Genomic DNA, 26459 nt, shown 5'->3' on the forward strand with positions numbered 1-26459 from the left:
AGCGGTGTGGTCGGCCTGCTCGCGGGGGAGCGGCGCGCACAAGGGCGCGCCGGCGCGCCGACGGCCGGCTTGTCGGGCTGTCGGTCTAGATTCGCAGGATCGCTGGATCAGGGGGTGTCGGCGGTGGCGACTGGGCCGCACCCCATCGCGTCACCGCGCCCCGGGGAGCGGCCGGGAAGGCGGCCGTGCCGAAGACGGCCGTGCACGGATCCGGCAGGTCGAGACCGTGCTGCGGCTGGCCGGACAGGCAGTCCTGGGCCGCGTGGCCCGAGGCGCTGTCATGGTGGCCGGGACCGGGCTCGTGCCGGTGCGTCGCGGCAGAGGCCGGGGCGTTCGACGGCGGTGCCGTCGGCGTGCCGGTGAAGGCGTCCGTGATGACGAAAGCGCCGGTGGCGGACGAGGTACCGGTCGCGGACGAAGCGCCGGTGGTGTGCGCGGCGGTGCTCTCCCCGCTCAGGCCGTGCGAGTACAACAGGCCCAGCAGCAGCACCACAAGCCCCAGCACGCGCAGCGAGCCCGCCGGCGCGCGGCGGGTCCGCAGCAGGCGGCACAGGGGCCGGGCCGTGACCATGTCGTGATCCTAGCCGCACGCCGGATCGGTTCGTCAGCCAGTCGCCCGAACATTGGCGCGAACCCGCCGTCCGGTCGTCAACGGCGGTGCGGGCAGCGGAGATCGGTCACCTGATCGGTCATCTGATCGGTATTCGCCAACAGGTGCCGGTCGGCGGGTAGGCTGGCGCACGCAGCTGGTTCGCCCCGTCCGCCAGACGGGATGCGTCGTAAGAGGGAACCCGGTGGGAATCCGGGACTGCCCCGCAGCGGTGAGCGGGAACGACCGCCGTCATACGCACTGGACCCGGAAGTCCCGGGTGTGGGAAGCGACGGCCAGTAGGAGCCCCGCCCGTCCTCGTGACGGGCGGCAGGCATGCCCGTGAGTCCGAAGACCTGCCACTGCCCGCGCCCCGCAGCGGGGTGCGGTCCAACCGGGACCTCGTGGGCGGGTCCGCGGCGGCAGGGCTGCCCCTTCACAGCACGGGCGCCCGTCCTTCGCGTACCCACGCCGGCGTTGGTCCCCTCCGGACTCGCGAAGGAGAGTTCCGTGGCCCGACCCAACCCCACCACGCCCTGCGCACCGACCCGCGAGGCCCTGGCCACCGTGCACGGCTACCCCCGCCAGGGCCCGCACCGCGAACTGAAGAAGGCCATCGAGGGCTACTGGCGCGGACGTGTCACCGCCGACGCCCTGCGCGCCGACGCCGCGGCACTGCGCCGCGGCAACTGGCGGCAGCTGGCCGACGCGGGCATCGCCGAGGTGCCCACCGGTGACTTCTCGCTCTACGACCACGTCCTGGACACCGCCGTGATGGTCGGAGCCATTCCCGAGCGGCACCGCGCCGCCTTCCACGCCGACCGGCTGGACGGCTACTTCGCGATGGCGCGCGGCACCGAGGACGTGCCGCCGCTGGAGATGACGAAGTGGTTCGACACCAACTACCACTACCTGGTGCCCGAGCTGGCACCGGACACGGTCTTCAGCGCCGACTCCGGCAAGCAGGTGACGGAGTTCCGGGAGGCCGCCGCGCAGGGACACACCGGCCGCCCGGTCCTTGTCGGACCGGTCACCTTCCTGCTGCTGGCCAAGCCCGCGGCCGGCGCCCCGGCCGGCTTCCAGCCGCTGACGCTGCTGGACCGGCTGCTGCCTGTCTACGCCGAGGTGCTGGCCGACCTGCGGGCAGCGGGCGCGCGGTGGGTGCAGCTGGACGAGCCCGCCCTGGTCCAGGACCAGCCGCCGGCCGTACTGGACGCCGTCCGCCGCGCCTACGGCGACCTCAGCCTGATCGCCGACCGGCCCCGGCTGCTGGTCGCCTCCTACTTCGACCGGCTCGGCGAGGCCCTGCCGGTGCTCGCCGCGACGGACGTCGACGGGCTCGCCCTGGACTTCACCGGGCCCGCGGCCGCCAACCTCGACGCGCTCGCCGCGGTCGGCGGACTGCCCGGCAAGCGGCTGGTCGCGGGCGTCGTCGACGGACGCAATGTGTGGCTGGCCGACCTGGAGCGGTCACTCGCCACCCTCGCCACCCTGCTGGGCCTCGCCGACCGGGTCGACGTGGCGCCCTCCTGCTCCCTGCTCCATGTGCCGCTGGACGCCACGGCGGAGCGCGACCTCGACCCGCAGGTGGCGCGCTGGCTCTCCTTCGCCCGGCAGAAGACCGGCGAGGTGGTGACCCTCGCGCGCGGCCTGACCGAGGGCACCGACGCCATCGCCCCGCAGCTCGCCGCCAACCGGGCGGCCCGCGCCGCGCGCGCCGCCTCCGCCCTCACCCGCGACCCCGAGGTGCGGGCCCGCGGCGCCGCCGTCACCGACGCCGACACCCGGCGCCCGCAGCCCTACGCCGAACGGGCCGCCGCCCAGCAGGCCCGGCTCGGCCTGCCGCCGCTGCCCACCACCACCATCGGCTCCTTCCCGCAGACCACCGAAGTGCGCACCGCCCGCGCCGATCTGCGCGCCGGACGCATCGACGAGGCGGCCTACCAGGAGCGGATCGCGGCCGAGATCCGGGAGGTGGTCGGCTTCCAGGAGAAGGCCGGCCTGGACGTGCTGGTGCACGGCGAGCCCGAACGCAACGACATGGTCCAGTACTTCGCCGAACAGCTCTCCGGCTACCTCGCCACCCAGCACGGCTGGGTGCAGTCCTACGGCACCCGCTATGTGCGGCCCCCGATCCTGGCCGGTGACGTCTCCCGGCCGGCGCCCATGACGCTGAAGTGGACCTCCTACGCCCAGTCGCTGACCGACCGGCCGGTCAAGGGCATGCTCACCGGGCCGGTCACCATGCTCGCCTGGTCCTTCGTCCGCGACGACCTGCCGCTGGCCGAGACCGCGCGGCAGGTCGCCCTCGCCCTGCGGGACGAGGTCGGCGACCTGGAGGCGGCGGGTACGACGGTGATCCAGGTCGACGAGCCCGCGCTGCGCGAGACGCTGCCGCTGCGCGCCGCCGACCGGCCCGGCTACCTCGCCTGGGCCACCGAGGCGTTCCGGCTGACCACCGCCGGCGTGCGCGCCGACACCCAGATCCACACCCACATGTGCTACGCCGAGTTCGGCGACATCCTCGCCGCCATCGAGGAGCTGGACGCCGACGTGATCAGCCTGGAGGCCGCCCGCTCCCGGATGCAGATCGCCGGCGAACTGGCCGCCGCCGGATATCCGCGCGAGGTCGGCCCCGGCGTCTACGACATCCACTCGCCGCGCGTCCCCGACGGATCCGAGATCGCGGACCTGATCGGCCGCGCCCTGCCCGCGGTGCCCGCCCACCGTCTGTGGGTGAACCCCGACTGCGGCCTGAAGACCCGGCGGTGGGAGGAGGTCCGCCCGGCCCTGGAAGGAATGGCGAGCGCGGCCCGGCAGGCCCGCCGGAACCTGGACACCGCACCCGACGGGGGCCCGGCGTCATGACCACCTCCACCACGGCGGACGCGGGCCCGGGGCGCAAGACCCCGGACGCCTCCGGTGTCACCCTCGTGCACATCATGAGCGAGCACGACACCAACCTGTACGGCACCATCCACGGCGGCGTGGTGATGCGGCTGATCGACGATGCCGCCGCGGCGGCCGCGGGGCGCCACGCGGACGGCCCGGCGGTGACTGTCTCGGTCAACCGCATGGCCTTCATCGCCCCGGCCAGGGCCGGCGACCTGCTCACCGTGGAAGCGGTGCTGGAGCGGGCCGGCCGCACCTCGATGGACGTCGGCGTCCGGGTGTTCGCCGAGCGGTGGAACGCCTCCGGGCCCACCGCCGAGGTGGCCACCGCCCACCTCACCTTCGTCGCCATCGACGCCCAGGGCCGGCCGCGCCCGGTTCCGGCGCTCACCACACCGGCCCCGCAGACGGCGGACGGCGGGTGACGGACCGCGGATGACGGCATGGCGGGGGCGCCCACGGCGGCGCCCCCGCCTGCTTCCGCTGGACCGGACCGAAATCGTCCGGTTTACTGAAAGTGACGAGGAGGACAGACAGACGCGGGGTAGCGGAGAGAGACCGTGCACCGCGCAATCCGGATCCGCGAGAAGTGGATTGTCCTCCTCGCCTCTTGCATCGCGATCGCGCTTGAGGAAGTGCCGTGCGGGCGACGTTCGTACTGGGGCGGATCGCCGGGGTCCGCGTCGGCGTGCACTGGAGCGTCCTGCTCATCTTCGCCTTCATCGGCCTCGGACTCGCCGAGAGCCGCCTGCCGGACGCCTATCCCGGGCATCCGTGGCCGGTGTACTGGGCGCTGGGGCTCATCACCGCGGTGGTGTTCTTCGCCTCGCTGCTCGCGCACGAGCTGGCGCACGCCGCCGTCGCCCGGCGCAACGGCATCGAAGTGGAGGACATCGTCCTGTGGCTGCTCGGCGGCGCGGCGCGGCTGAAGTCGGAGGCCGCCACCCCGGGGGCCGAGCTGCGGATGGCGGGCGTGGGCCCGCTGGTCAGTCTGCTGCTCGCCGTGGTCTTCGGGCTCATCGCCTGGCTGGCCGACCTCGCCTCCGCGCCCGGACTCGTGGTCGAGTCCCTGACCTGGCTGGCGGCGATCAACTTCCTGCTGGCCCTGTTCAACGCCATCCCCGCCGCCCCGCTCGACGGCGGGCGGCTGCTGCGCGCCGTGCTGTGGTGGCGCACCGGGGACCGGATACGGGCCACCGCCGGGGCGAGCACGGCCGGCCGGATCTTCGGCTGGTTCCTGGTGGTGACGGGCTTGTACCTGTTCCTGCGCGGTGGCGGGTTCGGCGGGGTGTGGATGGCGCTGATCGGCTGGTTCCTGGTCGCGGCCGCCACCGCGGAAGGGCGCGAGGCCCAGCTGCGCGGAGTGCTCGGCGGGATCCCGGTACGGCAGGCCATGACATCGGATCCGGTCACCGTCCCGGTCGTCAGCCCGGTCGCGGACTTCCTGGCCGGGGACCGGTACCGCTACCGGCATTCGGCGTTCCCGGTCACCGCGCAGGACGGCACCCCGGTCGGATTGGTGACCTGGGACGCGGCCAAGCGGGTGCCCGCCGAGCGGCGGCCCGCGGTCACCGTGGGAGACGTCATGCTGCCGCTGGAGCAGGCCACGACCGCTTCCCCGGACGACCCGCTGGCGGACCTGCTGACGCGGATGGAGCCGGGCGCCGAGCACCGGGTGCTGGTGATCGAGGGCGGCCGCCTGGTCGGGATCGTCTCCTCCTCCGACGTCAACCGCACCGTGAGCCGGCTGATGAGACCCCCGCCGCCGCGCTGGGGCGGCCGCTGAGGCTCCCTTCGCCACGGACCTCCGGGGCGAGGGCTCCGGCCGATGCCCCGGTCGCCCGCCGCTACGCCCAGCGCATGCCGATCACGGAGAGTTCCTCGCGCCGCTCGGGCGTGAGCTGCCCGGCTCGCAGGCGGCTGTTGGAGATGAAGGTGCCCAGCCGCACGGCGTGCTCCCGACCGTCCTCGTCGACGACCCGCTCCACATGGGAACGGGGCACGGTCAGATGCCCCGTCCGCTCGCGGAACTGCCGGGCGGCGCGCACGTTGAGCGCCCACTTCTGCGCATGGCTCCGCCTGGGCTTCGGCTTCTCCTCCTCGTCCGCGGGCTCGATGCCCAGCACATGGGTGACCATCCACTGCTGCGCGGCGCTGAGCCTGTCGTACCCCAGCCGCTGCGCGGCGATCCACCGGCCGAGGTCCTCGCCCTGGGTGGTCACCTCGCCCGGCCCGGTGGGCAGCGCCCCGCCCGCCTCCACCCGCCGCGCCACGAGCCGGAAGGCGCGCAGCCAGTCGACCGGCCAGGCCGGGCACCAGCCCGGGTCGATGTCCTCCAGGGCCGCCTGGCGCTCCTCGCTCAGCGCGGTCACCCGGCTCGGCCCGGCAGGGCGTCCCTCCGCGCGGCAGCGCTCGATCTCCAGCGCGCGCCGGGCCGCGGCCCGCTGGTTCTTCAGCCACACCCCGACCGGATACCCCTCGAAGGCAGCGTCGACCGGCGCCGCCAGACCCACGCCGTGCAGCCGCGCCCACCCCTCGGCCGCGGCGAGCCCCTCCTCCCAGGCCACGTCGAAGTGGGACCAGGTCATCCCGAGCCTCGCCAGCTGCGCGGCACGCTCCGGATCCAGCCGCCCGGCGTTGTGGCCGCGCCGGCAGTCGGCGATCCAGCGGCCCAGCGGGAAGCCCGCGGGCGCGGCCTCCCAGTCCCTCGGCACCCGGAAACCGAACGGCACCTTCAGATCCCCGACCTCGCGCACATACGCGGCGGCCGCCTGCATCCCGCGCCGCCAGTGCTCCCGCTCCGGGTTCAGCACCCGCAGCTCGACGAAGGCCGCCAGTCGCGCCGGATCCCGGGGGGTGGAGAAGCGCAGCAGCTCCCGCGCCGGACCGCTGACCCCCTCCGGCGCGCCGGGCCCGCCCTCGCCCGCCTCCCGCCCCTCGCGCCGGTACCGGCTGGGGGCCTGCGGCTCGGCCAGCGCCTCCACCACCCGCGCGTCATGCGCGCGCAGCGCGGCGAGCAGTTTGGCGAGCCCGTCGTACGCCCGTGAGGTGAGCATCGAGTCGGGCGACTCTCCCGGCCCGAGGAGGACCGGCACGACCAGGCAGGCGAGCTTCCCCTGGCCCGGGTGCATGCGCAGCGCCCGGCCCACGGCCTGCACCAGGTCCGGCATCGAGCCGCGCACGTCCGCCCAGAACACCGCGTCGCACTCGCGGATGTCCACGCCTTCCCCGAGCACCCTCACCGAGCTCAGGAACGCCGCGTCGGCCACCGCGCCGTCCGGGCCGGCCCCCGCGGCGAAATCCGCCAGCACCCGGCGGCGATGGGCGGGCCGGTGCTCGCCGTGCAGCCAGTCGGCCCACACCGTGGGCGGATACCGCTCCGGATCCTCCGCCCGCAGCTTCGCCGCGACCTCGGGCAGCCCGTGGGCGAAGGCCTCCGCCTCGCTGACCCGGTGATGGAAGACCAGCACCCGCCGCAGGTCCTGCTCCGCGGCGGCCTTCACCACCGCGGTCTGCAACGCCGCCAGCCGGGCCCCGCGCACCCGGTCGGAGCGGGCGTCGCCCAGCAGCTGCGCCGCCTGCAACGCGGTGTCCGTGACGTCGACGCACACCACCTGGTAGGGGGCGACGATTCCCCGGTCGATGGCCTCCGAGAGCGACAGCCGGTACGCCACCGCGCCGAAGACCCCGGCGGGGTCGTCGTCCATCGAGGCGACCAGCTCGGCCGGCCCCCGGGCCGCCCCGCCCTCGCTCTCCTCCGCCTCCCTGGCCTGCCACAGCCGGGGCGTGGCGGTCAGATGGAGGCGGCGGGCGGCGGGGATGCGGGTGTTGTCGTGCACCGCGGCCCACGGCTTGCCCAGTCGGCCGCTGGTGCGGTGCGCCTCGTCCACCACGATCAGGTCCCAGGGCTCCAGACCGGCGGCATGGGCGCGCTCCAGGGTGCCCAGCCCCACCGAGGCGTAGGTGGCGAACACGGTCACCCTCGGCAGGCCGCGGGTCCACGCCACCAGCTCCGCCACGTCCGTGGTGCTGGGGAAGCCGAACTCGTCGCCGCGCAGCGAGGAGACCCCGAGCAGGGGGCCGGTGCGGCCGCCCTCCCGCCAGGCGGCCACGGTCTGCGCCAGCAGGTCGAGCGAGGGGACGAGTACCAGGACCCGGCCGGCTCCCAGCTCCTGCGCGGCCTCGACGGCCACCAGGGTCTTCCCGGAACCGGTCGCCATGATCACCTGGGTGCGGAGGCCGCCCGGCGGCAGCAGTACCCCGGCGGGCCGCTCCAGCGCACGCAGCACCGCGTCGACGGCTTCCCGCTGGTGGGGCCTGAGCTTTCTGTGCGCCATGCGGCCAAAGCTACCTGGCGGTGTTCCGCGACACGGCCGGTGACCGGATCGCCCCGGGGCGGGGCGCGCTGTTCAGTGCGGGTCCGGGCCCTCTTCGCCGTACTGCTCCCGCCAGCGGCGGTAGTGCTCGTTCTGCCAGGTGACGGCGCGTTGGATCTGGAGCGGGTCCAATCCGGTCTCCTCGATCAGGTTCTCCTCGTCGAGGCCCTGCGGATTCTCCTCCAGGGCGCGGGTGATCTTCCCCGCCCACAGCTCCTCGTCGACGAACGGACGCCGGCGGTACTGCTCCTGGAGTTCGGCGAGATGGCCGGTGCTGCACGCGGTCAGCAGGCGCCGCCCGTCCAGCTTGGGGTCATGGGCATGGAGAGCGGAGGAGTCCGGTACCAGCGTGTAGACCTCGGACCCGTTGGTGATCACCGCACCGCACAGGTCGCACAACTCGGGAAGCGGCTCCTCCTCGTCCGGCTCCTCAGCGTCACTCACCCTGGCTTTCTATCCGACGCCGGCGGCCTGATTCTCATTCGGCTCGCCGCCGCGCCCCGGACGGACTACGGGTGCCCGGTCGGTCTCCCGGCGCAGCTCCCGCAACGCGGCGCCGATCGCGGCCACCCCCTCGCCGATCGCGGTGGGCGCGCTCGCCGCGTAGCCGAGCACCAGCCCCGGCCGCTGCGGGCGCGGGCTGTGCCATGACAGCGGCTGGGTCTTCACCCCCCGGGCCAGCGCCGCGGCCGCCAGATCGGTGTCGGCGAAGCCGGCGTCGAAGGTGACCATCAGGTGCAGGCCCGCCGCGGCGCCGTGCACGACCGCGCTCGGCAGGTGGGTGCGAATCGCGTGGATCATGGCGTCCCGGCGGCGCCGGTGGCGGCCGCGCAGCAGGCGCAGATGACGCTCCAGGTCGCCCGATTCCATCAGGCGGGCCAGCACCAGCTGCGGCAGGGCGGCGTTGCCGAGATCGGCGAAGCGTTTGGCCGCGATCACGGCGTCCCGGTACCTCGGCGGCGGCAGCACCCAGCCGATCCGCAGCGCCGGGGCGAGCAGCTTGGACACGCTCCCGGCGTAGCAGACGTGCTCGGCGAGCATCGATCGCAGGGCGGGCGCCGGGGGCCGGTCGTAGCGGTGCTCGGCGTCGTAGTCGTCCTCCACGATCAGCCCGCCGGTATCCGCGGCCCAGCGCATCAGCTCGCGACGCCGTTCGCCGCCGAGCACCACGCCGGTCGGGAACTGGTGTGCCGGGGTGAGCAGCACGGCCCGGGCGCCGGTGGCGTACAGGGCGTCGACCCGCAGCCCCTCGGAGTCGACCGGCACACAGGGAGCGTCCAGCCCGCCGTTGCGCAGGTGCTGACGCGCTCCGAGTGATCCGGGGTCCTCCACGGCCATCGAGGAGATGCCGTCGGCGCGCAGCACCGGCCCGAGCAGGCTGAGGGTCTGCGCGGTCCCGGCCACGATGACGACCTCGGCCGGGTCCGCCTTGATCCCGCGGTTGCGGGCGAGCCAGTCGGCGACGGCACGGCGCAGCGCCGGTGTCCCGCGCGGATCCGGGTATCCCAGGCCGGGCGCCGCCAACTCCGCCAGCAGCGCCCGCTCGGCGCGCAGCCACGCGTTCCGCGGAAAGGCGGCGAGATCGGGCAGGCCGGGCGACAGATCGACACGGGCCGGCGCCGCGCGCATCGCGTCGAAGACGTCCACCCCGGGCGCGGCGCCGAACAGTTCGTGCGGCGGCGGCGCGACGGGCTCCGGAGGCGGGGGATCGGCCGCTGCCGGCGGCGCGGCGACGACCACCGTCCCCTGCCGCCGGTTTCCGGCGGTGTGTCCGTCCTCGGACAGCCGGCGGTATGCCTCGGTGACCACCCCACGGGAGACCCGCAGTTCGCCGGCGAGCACCCGGGTGGCGGGAAGTCTGCTGCCCACCGGCAGGCGGCCGTCCGAGATCGCGAGGCGGAGCTGCCGGGCCAGCCAGTCGGCCCGCCCGCCCACCGGTGCGTCGCCGATGGAGAGCTGGAGGAAGTCCGAACCGGACGCGCGGGCCGTGCCGGTGGTTATGGTCCGGTGCGAAGGGTCGTCATTGGACCTGTCCATCGGGCCATAGTGGCAGCAGGGTGAGGGCATGCACACAGCCACACCCTCTCCCGCCGGCCACCCCGCGATCGATTACGTGCACGGGTACTCGGAGCACGAGACCCGCAGACTGGGCGACCAGGCGGACACACTCGCGGCGTTGCTGCACACCGGCACGGCCTACCCCGCGGGCAGCCGCGTGCTGGAGGTCGGCTGCGGCGTCGGCGCCCAGACGGTCCACCTGGTCGAGTCCGGTCCGCAAGCCCGTATCGTCGCGGTCGACCACTCCGCCGAATCCCTGGCCCAGGCCCGTGCCCGCGTCGCGGAGCACGCCCCCGGGGCGGACGTGGAGTGGTACCGCGCCGATCTGTTCGACCTGCCCTTCCCCGAAGCCGAGTTCGACCATGTCTTCGTCTGCTTCGTCCTGGAGCACCTGGCGGACCCCCGGCGGGCGCTGGCCGGACTGCGGCGCCTGCTCAGGCCCCGGGGCACCATCACCGTGATCGAGGGCGACCACGGTTCGGTGCTGTTCCACCCCGACAGCGCCCCCGCCCGAGCGGTGATCGACTGCCAGGTCCGGTTGCAGTCCCTGGCCGGCGGCAACGCGCTGATCGGCCGGCGGTTGGGAGCGCTGCTGCGGGATGCCGGATACGCCGACATCGAGGTGCGACCCCGCACGGTCTACGCCGACTGGACCAGGCCCGCGCTGGTCGACGGCTTCACCCGGAACACCTTCATCGCGATGATCGAATCCGTCCGGGAGGACGCGCTGGCCGCCGGACTCATCACCGGCGCCGACTGGGACCGGGGCACCGCCGACCTGCGTCGCGCGGCCGAGAACGATGGCGCCTTCCACTACACCTTCTTCAAGGCCGTCGCGGTGAACTGAATCCCTCCAGCGCTCTTCGGTGGGGTGTGCGGGATTGACGACGGCCCGCCGCCACCGGCGGGCCGTCAGCCGTTGCCGGCCGGCGTCCCGTCGGGGGCGGCCGGGCGGTCCCGCCGGGCGGGGACGACGGCCGTGACCATCAGCGCGGCGGTCAGCACGAACGCCACCGGGTAGCCGGTCCGGTCCGCGAGCACCCCGAAGCCGACGGCGCCGAGGCCCATCCCGGCGTCGTAGGCGAAGTTCCACAGCGCGCTGACGGTCCCGTAGCCGGCGGGGGCGACGCGTGCGTACATCAGTGTCAGCGTGGCGTTCTGGGTGACGCCGAAGCCGAACCCGAACAGCGCCGCCCCGACGACGACCGCGGGCCCGCTGTGCGTCAGCGCGGTGACGAGCGTCCCGGCGGCCGCGAGGAGCAGCCCCGGCGGGATCAGCCGGGACTGTCCGCGCCGGTCGCCGAGCCTGCCCGCGATCCAGCGCGCCACGGTCGACGCCGCGGAGTGGGTGAACAGCGCCACGGTGACCACGCCGGTGAACGCCGACGGGACGGCGAGCGGCAGGAAGGTGACGATGATCCCGGCGCCCAGCGCGGTGACGCCGAAGACTGCGGCGGGCCGGGTGAGCGCCGGAGTACGGAAACCGGACCGCACGCCGACCGGCCGCCCCGGCATCAGCTCCCGGTCCGGCAGGCCCGGCACCGAGACGACCGCGCCCAGCGCGGCCACGCCACCGGCCACCGCGACCGGCCCGTAGCCCACCTGTTCGGCGAGCCACACCCCCAGCGGCAGGGCGACCAGCGACGGCACCCCGGACACGATGCCGACCAGGGCCAGCCCCTCGCCGCGGCGCTCGGCCGGGATCAGCGACGCCGTCAGCGCGCCCCCGGCGACGACCGTGACCGCGAACCCCAGCCCGCGCACCAGGCAGACCGCCACGATCCACGCCATGCCCTCGAAGGCGGTCAGCACCAGCGCGGGCGCGCCCATCAGGACCAGCCCGGCCGCCAGCGCGACGCGGTACCCCCAGCGGGCGACGAAACGGGGGGCGGCCAGCTCGCCGACGACCGTGGACAGCATCAGCGCTCCGGTGGCCAGCCCGGCCGCGTCACCCCCGCCGCCGGACGCCTCGGCGTAGAGCGGGACGACCGACAGCAGCAGCGAGAAGCTGGACGAGGCGCCGATCAGGCTCACGAAGCGCAGCAGCAGCGCCCGCGTCACCAGCGGCGGCCGAACTGCCTCGGCCGGGGCGGGGATTGGGGCTGGGGAGTTCGTCGATGGGGACATGGGATGGACGCTAGGGTCCAAGCGGATCGCCGGTAAGCTCCAATTCCATGCCTGTTCAGTGGTCCGGTTTCTCTCCCGACCTGTTGCTCACCATCGACCGGGAGAGCGCCGAACCGCTGCGCTCCCAGGTGGAACGCCAGGTGCGTGACGCCATCAGGACCGGGCGGTTGCAGGTCGGGGAACGACTGCCGTCCTCGCGCGAACTCGCCCGCGGGCTGGGACTCTCACGCGGTCTGGTCCAGGACTGCTACGCCCAGCTCCAGGCCGAGGGCTACCTCGTCTCCCGGGTCGGCTCCGCCACCCGGGTGGCGGCCGGGGCGTGCACGCCGCGGCCCTCCGCGACGCGGGCCGCGGCGCCCGGCCGGCCGCCGGTGGGCACCGACTTCCGGTGGGGAGTCCCCGACCTGAACAGCTTTCCGCTCGGCGACTGGATGTGGGCGATGCGGGAGGCGGGACGGGCCATGCCGGTGTCCGGGCTCGACTACGGTGACCCGGCCGGCAGCGCGGCCCTGCGCGAGGTCCTGGCCGGATATCTGCGGCGGGTGCGCGCGGCCGAGGCGACCGGTGACCGGATCGTGGTCTGCTCCGGCTACACCCAGGGCCTGGGCCTGGCGTTGCGCGCTCTGGCCCGCGCGGGCGTGCGCACCCTGGCGTACGAGGATCCCGGCTCACCCGCCCTGGCCTCCGCGGCCGCGGCCTCGGCGGGTATGACGGCCGTCCCCGTGCCGGTCGACGAAGCGGGCATCGACGTCCGCGCGCTCGCGGCCACCGACGCCCGAGCGGTCATCGTCACCCCCGCCCACCAGTGGCCGACGGGCGTCGCCCTGGCCCCCGAGCGGCGGCTGGCCCTCCTGGAGTGGGCGGCTCGCCGGGACGCCTTCGTCATCGAGGACGACTACGACGCGGAATTCCGCTACGACCGGGAGCCGCTGGGCGTCTTGCAAGGGCTCGCCGCGGACCGGGTGATCTCCATCGGCACCGTCAGCAAGTCCCTGGCGCCGGCGCTGCGCATCGGGTGGCTGCTGTGCCCGCCCGCGCTGACCGGACCGATCACCGCGGTCAAGCACCTGAGCGACCGCGGCTCACCCACCCTCGACCAGCTCGCCCTCGCCAGGCTGATCGAGTCCGGCCGGTTCGACCGGCACCTGCGCCGTATGCGGACGACCTATGCCGCGCGGCGCTCCGCACTGGTGGCGGCGGTCGCCGAACACGCCCCGGGCGTCGAGGTCACCGGCCTCGCGGCGGGCTTCCACGCCGTCGCCCATCTCCGCGGGCGAGCCGGCGAGCAGGAGCTCGTCACCGCCGCCCGGGCCCGGTCCGTCGGGCTGTACGGGATGAGCGTGTGCCGGTCGTCGCGGGCCACCTCGCCGGTGCAACTGGTCCTGGGGTTCGGCAACGTCGGCGAGCGAGCCATCGCGGCGGGCATCGCCGCGGTCGGCGACCTGCTCGGCGCCACGGACGACGCAGACGCCGACAAGTCGCCGGACAGGTCGCCGGATAAGTCGCTGGACGGGTCGCCGGACAAGGGCAACGGCTCAGATATGCGTGAGGGGTCGGAGGGTGATGTCATGGGCAATACCGGATGAAATAGATGAAATGGATGAAACAGAAGGGAGCCGGTCGTGCCCCGAGGATCGAGTGCCAAGCGCGAGCGACAGTACGAGCACATCAAGGAGAGTGCGAAGAAGCGCGGAGAGGGCGAGAAGAGGGCCAAGGAGATCGCCGCCCGGACGGTGAACAAGGAGCGGGCCAGGTCGGGGGAGTCCCGGACCGCGAGCCGCACCTCCACGCAGGACAAGTCCTCCTCCCGCCGCGGTGGCGAGCGGTCGTCGTCCGGGTCCCAGGGCCCGACCAAGGACCAGCTCTACGAAGAGGCCAAGAAGCGCAACATCGAGGGCCGCTCCCAGATGAACAAGTCACAGCTCAGGGACGCGCTCGGCAAGTGACAGGCGGCGCGGCCCGGCCGGCGGAGGGGGATCCGGCCGGATCGCGCGATCAACGGGCGGAGGGCCGCCGGCTCAGCGGCGCCGTGGTCGCCTCCGGTCCGCGAGGGAGATGCCGAATGCCGCCAGACCGATCTGGATCAGCCATTCGATCCAGTCGACGCCGTTGGTGTCATCGACGCTCAACGCATGGGCGAGGGCCGATCCGATGAGGGCGGCGACGATGCCGATGAGGATCATCAGCCAGACCGGAACCCGCTGCCTGCCGCGCAGCACCAGACGCCCGAGCAGGCCGATCACGAGTCCGATCACCAGTGCGCTGAGGATGCCGGAGATTTCCATGGGGGCCTCGTTTTTTCGCGTTCTCGGATGGCTCATTGTAGGACTTTTGCCGCATCGGGGCATGCTGGCGTAGACACTGTCTACTCACTCCGGTAGACAGTGTCTATGAATGAGCAGGAAGCGGGTCTGCGGGCCCGCCTGATCGATGTCGGCGTCGACTTGGTGACCCGGGAGGGGATCGCCCCTCTCACCCTGCGGGAGATCGCCCGCAGGGCCGGGGTCTCGCACGGGGCGCCGCGACGCTACTTCCCGACCCACCTGGCCCTGCTCTCCGCCATCGCGCGACGGGGCTTCGCGGACCTGTCCGGCAAGGTCTCCGAGACGATCGGCGACGGCCGTGCCGACCCCCGCGACCAGCTTCTGGCGCTCGGCCGGGTCTACCTCGACTTCGCGCTGACCCACCGCGGCATGTTCGAGCTGATGTTCCGCCACGACCTGCTGGAGAGCGACCACCTCGGCCTGCGGGAGACCAGCCTGCCGCTCTTCGAGGTGTTCACCGACCTGGTCACCCGGGCGCGGCCGCCGGCCGACGCGCCGCCGGCCGTCGTCGCGGGCGCGCTCTGGGCCAACCTGCACGGCATCGCCCAGCTGTGGGGATGGGGAAGCCTCTCCTTCGCCACCGGGACCGACGACGTCGAACCACTGCTGCGCGCCGCGCTGGACGCACACCTGGGGCCGGTGCGCCGATGAGTACGCGACGCCACCGGTACCTGGCCCTCACCGCCAGCATCACCGGCGCCGTGATCGTCGCCCTCGACGGAACGGTGCTCACCATCGCGCAGCCCGCCATGCAGCGGGATCTGCACGCCTCCTTCGTACAGGTCCAGTGGACCAGCACCGGATACCTCATCGCGGTGGCCGCCCTGCTGGTCTTCGGCGGCCGCCTCGGCGACCGGTACGGCCACTGGCGGATGTTCGCCGTCGGGATCCTCGGCTTCGGCGCCACCTCAGCGGCCATCGGACTCGCGCCCGGCGTCGGCTGGGTGATCGGCCTGCGCGTCGCCCAGGGCGTTTCCGGCGCGATACTGCAACCGGCCACCCTCGGAATGCTGCGCGCCGCCTACCCGCGCGACCGGCTCTCCATGCCCATCGCGGTGCGCACCAGTGCCATCGGGGTGGCGGCCGCGGCCGGCCCGGTCGTCGGCGGAGCGCTCACCGACCACTTCGGCTGGCGGGCCGTCTTCTTCCTCAACGTCGCTCCCGCTCTGCTGACCGGTGCGCTGGCGCTCGCCGTTCGCACCCCCGCGCCCGGGAAGGGCTCCGAGGTCCGGCTCGACCTGCCCGGCGCCTGCCTGCTCGCGGCGGCCCTGGCCTGCCTGGTCCACACCCTCGTCGGCATACCCGAACACGGCTGGACGACGGCGACCGCGCTCGGCCTGGCCGCCGCGGCGGCGGCCGGCGCCGCGCTCGTCCGGCACGCTCGGCGCACCACCAACCCCCTGGTGCCGCCGAGCGTGCTGCGGTCGGCCATGGTCACCTCGGCCCTGGGCACCCTGGTCGCCGCCTCGGCCTCGCTGTTCGGCGCGCTGTTCATCGGCACCTACTTCCTTCAGGACGTGCTCGCGCTGGACCCGGTGCGCAGCGCGGTGCGGGTGCTGCCGCTGGCCGTGACGATGGTGCTGGCCGCACCGCCTGCCGCGCTGCTGGCGCGCCGGTACGGGTCTCGCCGCACGGCTGTCGCGGGGATGGCGCTCCTCACCCTCGGCATCCTGCTGTTCTCCCGGCTCGACCAGGCGTCGACGGCCCCGGCGATCGGATGCTGCTTCCTGCTGATGGGCGCCGGCTTCGGCACCGTGATGGTCACCGCGACGGCCGTCATCGTGCACCACGCCTCGGCGGACGACGCGGGTGTCGCCGGCGGACTCCAGCAGACCGCCATGAACGTCGGCCCGGCCCTCGGCGTCGCCGCGGCGACCATGCTGATGAGCCTGACCGCGTCGGGCTCCGCCACCGGCCCGGCGCGCGGCGGGCTCAGCGGGCTCAGCGATGGCTTCCTGCCGGCGATGAGTTCCGCGGCGGCCGTCCTCGCGGCCGTCGCCGCGATCGGCACGCTACTGGCCACCAGACTGCCCGGCCGCACCACGGCGGCGTCCGGCTGAACGGTGCCGGCAGACCGTCAACGCCCTGCCGGACAACAAGGGAACCACGCACCCCGCACACCCCCTCCACGAGATCGGAGTTTGTGCGAAGATTCCGTGCCCAGGTCCGCTCCGGACCGGGAGAGCAAGGGGGTTCATCTCTTGAGATCAATGACGCTTCGGCCCGCTGTGGGAGCGGTGCTGACCGTGGCTCTCTCCGCTGTGCTGCTGCCCGCGACGGCAGCCGGCGCGGCGGAGAACACCACGGCCGCACCCGGCACCGCGGACCGCGCCACGGCCGAGTCCTTCGACCGCATAGCCGACGCCGTGCTGACCGACCGTACGGCGGCGCTGCTGGACGCCCGGCCGGCACGGCGGCTGGCACCGGGAGCGCACACCGGTGTCCGCCTCTCGGCGGGCCTGGCCCGGAAGGAGGACAGCGCGCTGTCCGGCCTGCGGGCCCGCAAGGCCCGACTGCGGGCCCTGGGTGAGGCGTACACCGCCGCCGACACCCGCACCACCGTGGACAAGGTCCGCGTCAAGGACGGCCGCGCCACGGTTCGCGTCACCGAGACCACGGTCCTCACCTACAAGAAGATCCGCGGTGACGAGCCGGCGACGACCGGCTTCCAGGCCCACCACAAGCTGAGCTTCGCCGCCAAGGCGGACGGGACGTGGGAGCTGACGGGCATCACTTCCGCGGACGACGGCCCCCGGGCCGTCAACGCGCCGGCCCCGAAGGTGGCGACGACCGCGGAGTCCGTGCCCCGCGCGACTCCCGCCTCCACCTCGTGGCCGGCCACGTCGAAGCCCAAGACCACCGGGGCTTACGACTACAAGGCCATGGCCGCCTATGCGGAGAAGTACTGGAAGAACTACAACCCGGCCTACCGGAAGTTCAACGACGCCGGCGGGGACTGCACCAACTTCGTCAGCCAGTCTCTGAAGGCGGGCGGCTGGAAGCACGATTCGGGCGTGTACTCGGACTACCGCAACTGGTGGTACGACGCCTCCTACCAGACCTCTTCCTGGGTGGGTGCCGACGAGTGGTCCTGGTTCACCCTCTCCTCCAAGCGGGCGTCCAACCTGTCCAACGTGTACCAGCTGGGCGTGGGGGACATCCTGCAGATGGACTTCGACAAGGACGGGTCCAAGGATCACTCGATGATCACCACTTACCGCAGCAGGACCGGTGTCCCCTACATGACCTACCACTCGGTCAACACCTACCGGAAGTCGGTGGCGAGCATCGTGGTGTCCAACCCGGACGCGGCGTACTACGCCTACCGCACCTGACGGTCGGCCGCCCGCCGAGGGCGCTTGACGGAACGCGGTAGTGGGCCCCGCCGGTGCGGGGCCCACTGTCGTTCCTCCGGCGCCGGGTCAGGTCAGATAGCCGCCGTCTATGACGAGGACGGTGCCGGTGATGAAGGACGCCCCCGGCCCGGCGAGGAACGCGATTCCCGCCGCGATCTCCTCCGGCCGGCCGAAGCGGCCCATGGCGTTGGTCGCGCGCTGCGCGTCCGCGAAGGGCCCGTCCGGCGGGTTCATGTCGGTGGCCACCGAACCGGACTGGACGACGTTGACGGTGATGCCCCGCGCCGCCAGGTCCCGGGCCGCTCCCTTGCTGTAGCCGACGATCGCGGCCTTGGTCGACGCGTAGTCGGCCGAGCCGGGGAAGCCGGGCCGGGTGGCCACACTGGATCCCACGGTGATGATCCGTCCGCCGTCGCCGAGGACGCGGGCGGCGGACCGGATCCCCGCGATGACACCGCCGACGTTGACGGCGAACTGCCGGTCGAAGGCCGCCAGATCGCTCTTCGGGTCGTCCACCTTGCCGCTGACGGCCATCCCGGCGTTGTTGACCAGGATGTCGAGCTGCCCGAAGTCGGCCACCACCGCGTTGACCAGGTCGCTGACCTGCCGCGGGTCGCCCTGGTCGGCGCGGTAGGCGGCTGCCCGCAACCCGGCGCGCGTCAGGTCCGCGACCACTGCCTCGGCCTTGTCCGGGGACGCGACATAGCTGACCGCCACCGACGCCCCCTCGGACGCCAGCGCCCGCGCCGTCGCCGCCCCTATGCCGCGCGAACCACCGGTCACCAAAGCGACCTTGCCCGCCAGAGTGCTGCCTGCGGTGTCCCCCACAAATCCCCCTAGTTCACCGTGACTTACCGGTCGGTATGCACGCTGACCAGGCTACCGACCGACCTCGAGTCCGGCTCCGCCGCCGGCTGAGCGCCCGGCGCGCGCCCCGCCGGGCCCGGTGCCGGCACCCCGCCGAGGCCGCCGCGGTTTCACCGGATCGCTCAGGGGTACCCGCGGGGGCCGGAAGCAGGAAGGGGCGTGCCTTGGTGACGATGCCCGGTGTGCCGCGCTCGTACTGGATGGACACCACGCCCGCGACCGCCTGCCCACGGCCGCCGGCGACCCTGCGGGTGGACGCGGCCGTCGTCGGGGGCGGCATCGCCGGGATGTGCACGGCGTGGGAACTGGCCCGCTCCGGGCGGTCCGTCGCGGTCCTGGAGGCGGACCGGATCGGGGCCGGCGTGACCGGCTTCACCACGGCGAAGGTCTCCGCGCTGCACACTCTGAGCTACGCCTGGCTGCGCGACCACCACGGCCCGCGCGCCGCCCGGCTGCACGCCGCCGCACAGACGGACGCGGTCGCCGCCATCGCCCGGACCACCGAGGAACTGGGAATCGACTGCGATCTGGAGCGCGTCCCGGCGTACACCTACGTCACCGAGGACGAGCGGCGGGACTCGGTGCGGCAGGAGGCCGAGGCCGCGGCGGCGGCCGGCCTGCCGGTGTCGCTGGTCAGCGAGACCGAGCTGCCGTTCCCGGTGGCCGCCGCGGTGTGCGCCCCCAACCAGGCGCAGTTCCACCCGCGCCGCTTCCTGCTCGCCCTCGCCGACGACATCAGGGCACACGGCGGGCAGATCTTCGAACACGCCCGGGTCACCGGCCTGCGACCGGGCAGCCCGCCGGTGCTCAGCACCGAGGACGGGGCGACCATAACCGCCCGCGACGTCGTCGTCGCCACCCACTACCCGGTCTTCGACCGGGCGCTGATGTTCCTCCGCCTGGAACCGGTCCGGGAACTCGTCGTCGCCGCGGCGATGCCCGCCGAGTCCGCGCCGCGCGGGATGTACATCACCCCCGAGCAGAGCACCCGCTCGGTCCGCACCGCCCCGATGGCGGACGGGCGACGGCTGCTCATCGTCACCGGGGAGAAGTTCACCCCGGGCGCCGGTGACGTCCCGGCCCGCTACCTGCGGCTGGCCGCATGGCTGCGGGAGCACTTCCCGGACGCGGAGATCACCCACCGCTGGGCTGCGCAGGACAACACCACCACCGACCGGCTGCCGTGCATCGGGCCGCTCCACCCCGGCGCCGCCCACACTTACGTCGCGGCGGGTTTCGGCGGCTGGGGCATCGCCTCCGGAGCGCTCTCCGGCCGGCTGATCCGGTCCCTGATCACCGGCGAACGGGTGCCCTGGGCGCGGCTGTACGACCCGCGGCGGCTGAAACCCTCGGTGGAGGTCCGCCCGGCGCTCGGGCTCCAGGCGAAGGCCGTCCGGCACCTGATCGGAGACCGGCTGACCGCTCCCCAGGTGACCTCGCTGAAGGACATCGCCCCCGGAACCGGGGGTGTGGTGCGCCTGAACGGCGCGCTCCGCGCGGTCCACCGCGACACCTCCGGCGCCCTGCACGTGCTCTCCGCCCGGTGCACCCACCTGGGCTGCGTGGTGAGTTTCAACGAGGCGGAGCGCACCTGGGAGTGCCCCTGCCACGGCTCCCGTTTCGCCGTGGACGGGGCGGTGCTCCAGGGCCCGGCGGTGCGTCCGCTGAGCAGGGCGACGGCCGTGGACGACAGCCCTCCGGCCGACCCTCCGGCCGAGCCCTCGACCGACCCTCCGACGAAGGGGATGAGCTGATGACGAGCCGGATCAGTGCGGATGACGGACCGCTGCGCGTCGTGGTCGTCGGAGCCACGGGCAATGTCGGCACCGGGGTGGTGCGCGCGCTCTCCCGGGACCCCGGCATCGGGTCGATCGTGGGCATCGCCCGGCGCACCCCCAGCTGGTCGGTGCCGAAGACCGAGTGGGTGAGCGCGGACGTGGCCGACGAACGGGCCGGACTCACCGGATACTTCGCCGGCGCCGACGTGGTGGTCCACCTCGCCTGGATGATCCAGCCCGCCCGCCATCCGGCCACCACCTGGCGCACCAACGTGCTCGGGAGCATCCGGGTCTTCGACGCGGTCGCGGCCGCGGGCGTGCCGGCCCTGGTCTACGCCTCGTCCATCGGCGCGTACTCGCCCGGCCCCAAGGACCGGGCGGTGGACGAGTCGTGGCCCACCCACGGCTGGCCGGAGGCCCCCTATCCCCGGGAGAAGGCGTACGTCGAACGCCTGCTGGACACCTTCGAGTTCCGCCACCCCGGGGTGCGCGTCGTGCGGATGCGGCCCGGCTTCATCTTCCAGCGGGAGGCGGCCGCCGAGCAGCGCCGCCTCTTCGCCGGCCCGCTGGTGCCGGGCCGGCTGGTCCGCGCCGAGACCGTGCCGGCGGTGCCCGACCTGCCGGGCCTGCGGTTCCAGGTGCTGCACACCGATGACGCGGCCGAGGCCTACCGGCTCGCTGTCACCCGCCCGGTGCGCGGCGCGTTCAACCTCGCCGCCGACCCGGTGGTCGACGCCCGGCTGCTGGCCGAGCTGCTGAACGCCCGGGTGGTGCGGCTGCCCGCCGCCGCGGCGACCGCCGCGCTGACCGTGCTCTGGCAGCTGCACGCCGTGCCCGTCCCGCCCGGATTGCTGCGTACCTTCCTGCGGCTGCCGGTGATGGACACGGCCCGGGCCAGGACCGAGCTGGGCTGGCAGCCCCGGTCGAGCGCCCGCGAGGCCCTGGACCAACTGCTGCGCGGACTGCGGGAGGCCGAGGGCGGGCGCACCCCGCCTCTGAAGGCCGGCGCCCGCTGAGCCGACGGCTCTCACCAGCCCCGCGCCGCCGCTCAGCCCCCGTAGCGCCGCCGCGCGAGAGCGAGCTCAGCCCCCGCGGTGCCGGCGCGCCAGAGCGAGCAGGGCGGCCGCCGCCCCGGTGCCCGCCGCCACCGCCAGCGTCCGCCGGTGCCAGGACAGCCACAGCTGCGGGGCCCGCTCGTGTGCCTCGTCGTCGAAGACGCCCCGCGCGCCGAAGTCGCGGCCGCCGTCGCCGTCCAGCGGATCCCACAGATTGTGCGGCCGTTCCCCCGCCATCTCCTCGCCGGTCTGCTGGGATTCCGTGCCGGTGCGCGCCAGGTAGCGGTCGAGCAGCCCCGGCACGGCCCGGTTGAAGGCAACCGTCGCGACCGTGGAGCCCCCCACCCAGTACTGCTTGCGCTCCGGATGGTCCGCGGCGCGCACGACGCCCCGGGCCGCCACCTCGGGCTGGTAGACGGGCGGCACCGGGCGCGGGTGCCGCGGCAGCCGGTTCAGCACCCAGGAGAACTGCGGGGTGTTGACCGCCGGCAGCTGCACCACGGTGATCCGCACCCCGCTCCCGGAGTGCATCAGCTCGGTGCGCACCGCGGAGGTGAAGCCGTTGATCGCGTGCTTGGCGCCGCAGTACGCGGACTGCAGCGGCACGGATCGCTCGCCGAGCGCCGAGCCCACCTGCACGATGGTCCCCGCGTCCCGGGGGAGCATCCGCGACAGCGCCGCCCGGGTGCCGTGCACACAGCCCAGGTAGGTGACCTCGGTGACGCGGCGGAACTCCTCCGGCGTGATGTCCGGGAACGGGGCGAAGACGGTGCAGAAGGCGGCGTTGATCCAGACGTCGATGGGGCCGAAGGCGGCGTCCACGGCCGCGGCGGCCGCCTCGACCTGCGCGTGGTCGGCCACATCGGTGGGAACGGCCAGCGCCCGGCCGCCCGCCTCCTGAACCTCGCGTGCGGCCGCCGCCAGCCCGGCCCGGCCGCGGGCGAGCAGGCCGACGGCCGCGCCGCGCCGGGCGTACTCGCGGGCCACCGCGCGGCCCACACCCGCGCTGGCCCCGGTGATGACGACCGTCCGGGCCATGCGACCACCTCCACAGCCCATCACACCACGCCGCTCGCCCCGGCACCGCCGGGCCGCGCCCGGCGGCCCGGCGCGGCCGAATGGAGCACAGGCCGGTTTGGAAAGACCAGGGCGCGGCAACACAGGTCAGGCCCGCTGGGGGACACGAGCTGTCACCACACGTCTGGCGTACGGAGGGCTGATGACGCGGCTGGGCCATCGGACAGCGGCCCCGCGCGCGGGGCCGGATCGCCACCGCGACATCGGCCACCGGCTGCGGGAGTGGCTCACCACGACCGATCACAAGACCATCGGCTACCTCTACATGGTCACCGCGTTCGGCTTCTTCGTGCTGGGCGGAGTGCTGGCCATGCTGATGCGGGCCGAACTGGCCCGGCCCGGGCTGCAGATCGTCAGCAGCGAACAGTACAACCAGCTGTTCACCATCCACGGCACCATCATGATGCTGCTCTTCGCCACGCCGATGTTCGCCGGATTCGCCAACGCCGTCATGCCCCTGCAGATCGGCGCCCCGGACGTCGCGTTCCCCCGGCTGAACGCGCTGACGTACTGGCTGTTCCTGCTCGGGGGTCTCACCGTGGCCTCCGGATTCCTGGTGCCGGGCGGGGCGGCGTCCTTCGGCTGGTTCGCCTACGCCCCGCTCAACAGCGCCGTGCGCTCGCCCGGCGCGGGCGGCGATCTGTGGGCCATGGGCCTGGTGCTCTCCGGGCTCAGCACCACCCTGGGATCGGTCAACTTCATCGCCACCATCGTCTGCCTGCGCGCGCCGGGCATGACGATGTTCCGGATGCCGATCTTCACCTGGAACGTGCTGTTCACCTCCCTCCTCGCCCTGCTGGCGTTCCCGGTCCTGACGGCCGCCCTGCTGGCCCTGGAGGCCGACCGGAAGTTCGGCGCCCATGTCTACGACCCCGCGAACGGCGGCGCCGTGCTGTGGCAGCACCTGTTCTGGTTCTTCGGCCATCCGGAGGTCTACATCGTCGCCCTGCCGTTCTTCGGGGTCGTCAGCGAGATCATCCCGGTCTTCAGCCGCAGACCGCTCTTCGGATACGCCGGGATGGTGGGGGCCACCATCACCATCACGGTGCTCTCCGCGGCGGTGTGGGCGCACCACATGTTCGTCACCGGCGCGGTCCTGCTGCCGTTCTTCTCCATGATGTCCTTCGCGATCGCGGTACCGACCGGGGTGAAGTTCTTCAACTGGATCGGCACGATGTGGCGCGGCAGCCTCTCCTTCGAGACCCCCATGCTCTGGGCCGCCGGATTCCTGGTGACCTTCCTCCTCGGCGGCCTCAGCGGCGTCCTCATCGCCTCCCCGCCGCTGGACTTCCACGTCACCGACAGCTACTTCATCGTCGCCCACCTGCACTACGTCCTCTTCGGCACGGTGGTCTTCGCGATGTTCGGCGGCTTCTACTTCTGGTGGCCGAAATGGACCGGCCGCCGGCTCGACGAACGCCTGGGGAAGATCCACTTCTGGACCCTCTTCGCCGGATTCCAGACCACCTTCCTCGTCCAGCACTGGCTGGGGGAGACCGGCATGCCGCGCCGGTACGCCGACTACCTCGCCGCGGACGGCTTCACCACGCTCAACACCGTCTCCTCGATCGGGGCGTTCCTGCTGGGACTGTCCACCCTGCCCTTCCTGTACAACGTGTGGCACACCGCCCGGTACGCGCCGCCGGTGGACGTCGAGGACCCCTGGGGCCACGGCCGCTCACTGGAGTGGGCCACCTCCTGCCCGCCGCCGCGCCACAACTTCCACGCCCTGCCGCGCATCCGGTCCGACTCCCCGGCCTTCCAGCTCCACCACCCCGAGGTCGCGCGGCGGGAGCAGCCCGTGGCGGGCCCGTTGCCGGTCCGCGAACCGGACGGGGAGCAGCGCCCATGAAGATGGAGGCCCTGCTGTTCGCCGGGGTGGCGGCGTTCTTCCTCGTCACCGACATCGTCTACGCGTGGTCGGCGCAGGAGCCGGCCGGGACGGCGGCGCTGACGGTGTCCTGCGTGATGCTGTCCCTGCTCTCCTTCTTCTGCGCCATGAACCACCGCCGCAGGGGCGCCCGGCCGGAGGACCGGAAGGAGTCCGAGATCGCCGAACGCAGCGGCCGGCTCGACTTCTTCCCGCCGCAGAGCGTCCATCCCGTGGTGACGGCGCTGGGCACCTGGCTCGCCGCCCTCGGCATCGTCTACGGCCTGTGGATCTTCGTGCTCGGTATCGGGCTGCTCGCGGGCGGTGTCTTCGGGATGGTCTTCCAGTTCGCCGGGCGCGAGGACGACGCCGAGTCCGACTGAGCGTCTAGTCCTTCTGCTCCGCTACCGGTTCCGTGACCGGTTCCGCGACCGACTCGGCGCCCGGCTCGGCGAACCGTTCGGCGATCTCGCGCCGCTGCTTGGAGGTGACCGGCAGGTCCACCCGGTCCCGGTAGTACCACGCGCTCAGCGCCGCGCGCAGCCGCTGCCGCCGCGGCGCGCCCTTCTCCGGCGCCACCAGGGGCTCGGGCATCTCCCGGGCGAGGATCGTGTAGCGGCGGCGGCGCGGCAGCGCGCGGCGCCCCTCGCTCAGCCCGCCGTACACGCTCTGCGTCACCTCACCGGTCTCCGCGCCCTCGCCGAGCAGCCGGCGGTCATGGGCCTGCAGGGCCAGGCAGATCCGTTTGGTGAGATAGAAGGCGAGCGGCGGACCGGCGAGAAACGCGACGCGGAGGATCCAGGTCAGGGTGTTGACCGAGATCTCGAAGACGAAGGCGGTCACGTCATTGCCGCCGGCGAGCAGCAGCACGGCGTATCCGACGACTCCGGCGACGCCCAGACCGGTCCGGGTGGGACGGTTGCGCGGCCGGTCGCAGAAATGATGCTCGACCAGGTCCCCGGTGACCCATTTCTCCAGGAACGGATAGGCGTACAGCCCGAGGAAGAGCACCCCCGGGAGCACCACCGTCGGCAGCAGCACGTTCCACATGAGGGTGTGTCCGGCCAGGCTCGTCTGCCAGGGTGGCATGACGCGCAGCGCCCCCTCCAGGAAACCCACGTACCAGTCGGGCTGCACATCGGTGGAGACATGGTCGGTGCGGTACGGCCCGTACGCCCAGACCGGATTGACCTGCGCGATCGCGCTGAGCCCGGCCAGCAGCCCGAAGACCATCAGGAACAGCCCCGTGGAGCGGGTCATGAACTGCGGGAAGAACGGCTGCCCCAGGACGTTGCGGTTGGTCCGCCCCTGGGCCGGCCACTGGGTGTGCTTCAGATAGACGACCAGCAGCAGATGCACCACGATCAGCGCGATCAGCGCCCCGGGGACGAACAGCACATGCATGATGTACAGCCGCGGAATGACGCTGTGCCCGGGATATTCGCCGCCCCAGATGAAGAAACTCAGGACGGTACCGACCACCGGGATCGACATCACGATGGTGTTGGCGGTGCGCATCCCGGTGCCGGAGAGCAGGTCGTCGGGGAGTGAGTAGCCGCAGAAACCCTCCAGGAGCGCCAGGACGAAGAGGGTCATGCCGATCAGCCAGTTCGCCTCGCGCGGCCTGCGGAAGGCGCCGGTGAAGAAGATCCGCAGCATGTGGACGGCGATGGCGGCGACGAAGACCAGCGCGGCCCAGTGGTGGATCTGCCGGACCAGCAGTCCGCCGCGGATCTCGAAGCTGATGTGCAGCGTGGACGCGTACGCCTGCGACATGCGCAACCCGTGCAGCGGCACGTACGCCCCGTGGTACACGCTCTGCGCCATGCTCGGATCGAAGAACAGCGTGAGGAACGTCCCGGTGAGGAGCAGCACCACGAAGCTGTAGAGGGCCAACTCGCCGAGCAGGAAGGACCAGTGGTCCGGAAACGCCTTGCGCAGCAGCCCCCTGGCCAGATCGGCGGCCGGCAGCCGCCGGTCGAGCGCGATGAAGCCGCCGGCCGCCGCCGGCCCGGCTTCCGCCCTCCAGCGCGACAACCGCTTCCGGAACAGCATGCACCACCCTCCCTCTCAGCCCGGGCCGGGCGTGG

Annotated in this window: 22 protein-coding genes and 1 riboswitch; of the genes, 13 read left to right on the forward strand and 9 right to left on the reverse strand. The window is 73.3% G+C overall.

Annotation, left to right across the window (positions count from 1 at the left end):
* Positions 1-85: 85 nt before the first annotated feature.
* On the reverse strand, positions 86-571 hold the full coding sequence (locus tag AC4BDD_RS28745) for a DUF6153 family protein (RefSeq protein ID WP_490688386.1): 486 nt from the start codon (positions 569-571) through the stop codon (positions 86-88).
* 158 nt (positions 572-729) lie between these two features.
* Positions 730-967: riboswitch (cobalamin riboswitch) on the forward strand.
* A 132-nt stretch (positions 968-1099) separates the two neighbouring features.
* On the opposite strand from AC4BDD_RS28745, the gene metE reads away from it, so the two are divergent.
* The 3 genes from metE to AC4BDD_RS28760 all read left to right on the forward strand — a co-directional run bounded on the left by metE (position 1100) and on the right by AC4BDD_RS28760 (position 5267).
* On the forward strand, positions 1100-3457 hold the full coding sequence (gene metE / locus AC4BDD_RS28750) for a 5-methyltetrahydropteroyltriglutamate--homocysteine S-methyltransferase (RefSeq protein WP_490688387.1): 2358 nt from the start codon (positions 1100-1102) through the stop codon (positions 3455-3457).
* Entirely contained in the window at positions 3454-3906 is a 453-nt protein-coding gene (locus AC4BDD_RS28755) for an acyl-CoA thioesterase (protein WP_490688388.1), read from the forward strand. The genes metE and AC4BDD_RS28755 overlap by 4 nt, the downstream gene beginning before the upstream one ends.
* 215 nt (positions 3907-4121) lie before the next feature.
* On the forward strand, positions 4122-5267 hold the full coding sequence (locus AC4BDD_RS28760; RefSeq protein ID WP_490688389.1) for a site-2 protease family protein: 1146 nt from the start codon (positions 4122-4124) through the stop codon (positions 5265-5267).
* 61 nt (positions 5268-5328) lie between these two features.
* Here the strand turns inward: AC4BDD_RS28760 and AC4BDD_RS28765 are convergent, their stop codons facing one another.
* From AC4BDD_RS28765 to pdxR (AC4BDD_RS28775), 3 genes are all read right to left on the reverse strand, one after another.
* Positions 5329-7818, reverse strand: coding sequence for a helicase associated domain-containing protein (locus AC4BDD_RS28765; protein WP_490688390.1), 2490 nt, complete (start codon positions 7816-7818; stop codon positions 5329-5331).
* A gap of 72 nt (positions 7819-7890) precedes the next feature.
* Entirely contained in the window at positions 7891-8301 is a 411-nt protein-coding gene (locus tag AC4BDD_RS28770; RefSeq protein ID WP_490688391.1) for a hypothetical protein, read from the reverse strand.
* A 9-nt stretch (positions 8302-8310) separates the two neighbouring features.
* Positions 8311-9894 (reverse strand): MocR-like pyridoxine biosynthesis transcription factor PdxR, encoded by a 1584-nt coding sequence (gene pdxR, locus AC4BDD_RS28775; RefSeq protein ID WP_490688392.1) that lies wholly within the window; start codon positions 9892-9894, stop codon positions 8311-8313.
* Positions 9895-9922: 28 nt separating this feature from the next.
* Between pdxR (AC4BDD_RS28775) and AC4BDD_RS28780 the strand changes: the two genes are divergently transcribed.
* Positions 9923-10762: a methyltransferase domain-containing protein gene (locus tag AC4BDD_RS28780; RefSeq protein WP_490688393.1), complete on the forward strand. Its 840-nt coding sequence runs from the start codon at positions 9923-9925 to the stop codon at positions 10760-10762.
* A gap of 65 nt (positions 10763-10827) precedes the next feature.
* Here AC4BDD_RS28780 and AC4BDD_RS28785 read toward each other — a convergent pair whose 3' ends face one another.
* Positions 10828-12042 carry an MFS transporter gene (locus AC4BDD_RS28785; protein ID WP_490688394.1) on the reverse strand — a complete coding sequence of 405 codons (1215 nt, stop codon included), beginning with the start codon at positions 12040-12042 and terminating at the stop codon, positions 10828-10830.
* Between the two features lie 47 nt (positions 12043-12089).
* On the opposite strand from AC4BDD_RS28785, the gene pdxR (AC4BDD_RS28790) reads away from it, so the two are divergent.
* Together pdxR (AC4BDD_RS28790) and AC4BDD_RS28795 are read left to right on the forward strand one after the other, a co-directional pair.
* Positions 12090-13628: a MocR-like pyridoxine biosynthesis transcription factor PdxR gene (pdxR, locus tag AC4BDD_RS28790; protein ID WP_490688395.1), complete on the forward strand. Its 1539-nt coding sequence runs from the start codon at positions 12090-12092 to the stop codon at positions 13626-13628.
* A gap of 36 nt (positions 13629-13664) precedes the next feature.
* The gene (locus AC4BDD_RS28795; protein ID WP_490688396.1) at positions 13665-13988 is read left to right on the forward strand and encodes a plasmid stabilization protein; all 324 of its coding nucleotides are present in this window, start codon (positions 13665-13667) and stop codon (positions 13986-13988) included.
* Between the two features lie 72 nt (positions 13989-14060).
* Here the strand turns inward: AC4BDD_RS28795 and AC4BDD_RS28800 are convergent, their stop codons facing one another.
* Positions 14061-14327: a GlsB/YeaQ/YmgE family stress response membrane protein gene (locus AC4BDD_RS28800; RefSeq protein ID WP_490688397.1), complete on the reverse strand. Its 267-nt coding sequence runs from the start codon at positions 14325-14327 to the stop codon at positions 14061-14063.
* A gap of 105 nt (positions 14328-14432) precedes the next feature.
* On the opposite strand from AC4BDD_RS28800, the gene AC4BDD_RS28805 reads away from it, so the two are divergent.
* From AC4BDD_RS28805 to AC4BDD_RS28815, 3 genes are all read left to right on the forward strand, one after another.
* Positions 14433-15017, forward strand: a complete 585-nt coding sequence (locus AC4BDD_RS28805) for a TetR/AcrR family transcriptional regulator (protein ID WP_490688398.1) — start codon at positions 14433-14435, stop codon at positions 15015-15017.
* A complete protein-coding gene (locus tag AC4BDD_RS28810; protein ID WP_490688399.1) occupies positions 15014-16426 on the forward strand; it encodes an MFS transporter in 1413 nt (470 codons plus the stop codon). Before AC4BDD_RS28805 ends, AC4BDD_RS28810 begins: the two co-directional genes overlap by 4 nt.
* Positions 16427-16576: 150 nt before the next feature.
* Complete coding sequence (locus tag AC4BDD_RS28815) at positions 16577-17701, forward strand: amidase domain-containing protein (RefSeq protein WP_490688400.1); 1125 nt, start codon at positions 16577-16579, stop codon at positions 17699-17701.
* An 87-nt stretch (positions 17702-17788) separates the two neighbouring features.
* On the opposite strand, the gene AC4BDD_RS28820 is transcribed toward AC4BDD_RS28815, so the two are convergent.
* Positions 17789-18550, reverse strand: a complete 762-nt coding sequence (locus AC4BDD_RS28820) for an SDR family NAD(P)-dependent oxidoreductase (RefSeq protein WP_490688401.1) — start codon at positions 18548-18550, stop codon at positions 17789-17791.
* A gap of 212 nt (positions 18551-18762) precedes the next feature.
* On the opposite strand from AC4BDD_RS28820, the gene AC4BDD_RS28825 reads away from it, so the two are divergent.
* A complete protein-coding gene (locus AC4BDD_RS28825; RefSeq protein ID WP_490691970.1) occupies positions 18763-20343 on the forward strand; it encodes an FAD-dependent oxidoreductase in 1581 nt (526 codons plus the stop codon).
* Positions 20343-21383, forward strand: a complete 1041-nt coding sequence (locus tag AC4BDD_RS28830) for an SDR family oxidoreductase (protein WP_490688402.1) — start codon at positions 20343-20345, stop codon at positions 21381-21383. Before AC4BDD_RS28825 ends, AC4BDD_RS28830 begins: the two co-directional genes overlap by 1 nt.
* Positions 21384-21449: 66 nt before the next feature.
* Here the strand turns inward: AC4BDD_RS28830 and AC4BDD_RS28835 are convergent, their stop codons facing one another.
* A complete protein-coding gene (locus AC4BDD_RS28835; RefSeq protein WP_490688403.1) occupies positions 21450-22460 on the reverse strand; it encodes an SDR family oxidoreductase in 1011 nt (336 codons plus the stop codon).
* Positions 22461-22641: 181 nt separating this feature from the next.
* On the opposite strand from AC4BDD_RS28835, the gene ctaD reads away from it, so the two are divergent.
* Complete coding sequence (ctaD, locus tag AC4BDD_RS28840; protein WP_490688404.1) at positions 22642-24351, forward strand: aa3-type cytochrome oxidase subunit I; 1710 nt, start codon at positions 22642-22644, stop codon at positions 24349-24351.
* A complete protein-coding gene (ctaF, locus tag AC4BDD_RS28845; RefSeq protein ID WP_490688405.1) occupies positions 24348-24752 on the forward strand; it encodes an aa3-type cytochrome oxidase subunit IV in 405 nt (134 codons plus the stop codon). The genes ctaD and ctaF overlap by 4 nt, the downstream gene beginning before the upstream one ends.
* A 4-nt stretch (positions 24753-24756) precedes the next feature.
* Here the strand turns inward: ctaF and qcrB are convergent, their stop codons facing one another.
* Complete coding sequence (gene qcrB, locus AC4BDD_RS28850; protein ID WP_490688406.1) at positions 24757-26424, reverse strand: cytochrome bc1 complex cytochrome b subunit; 1668 nt, start codon at positions 26422-26424, stop codon at positions 24757-24759.
* Positions 26425-26459 lie beyond the last annotated feature (35 nt).

It is taken from the genome of Streptomyces sp. JLBT605, from assembly GCF_058215555.1.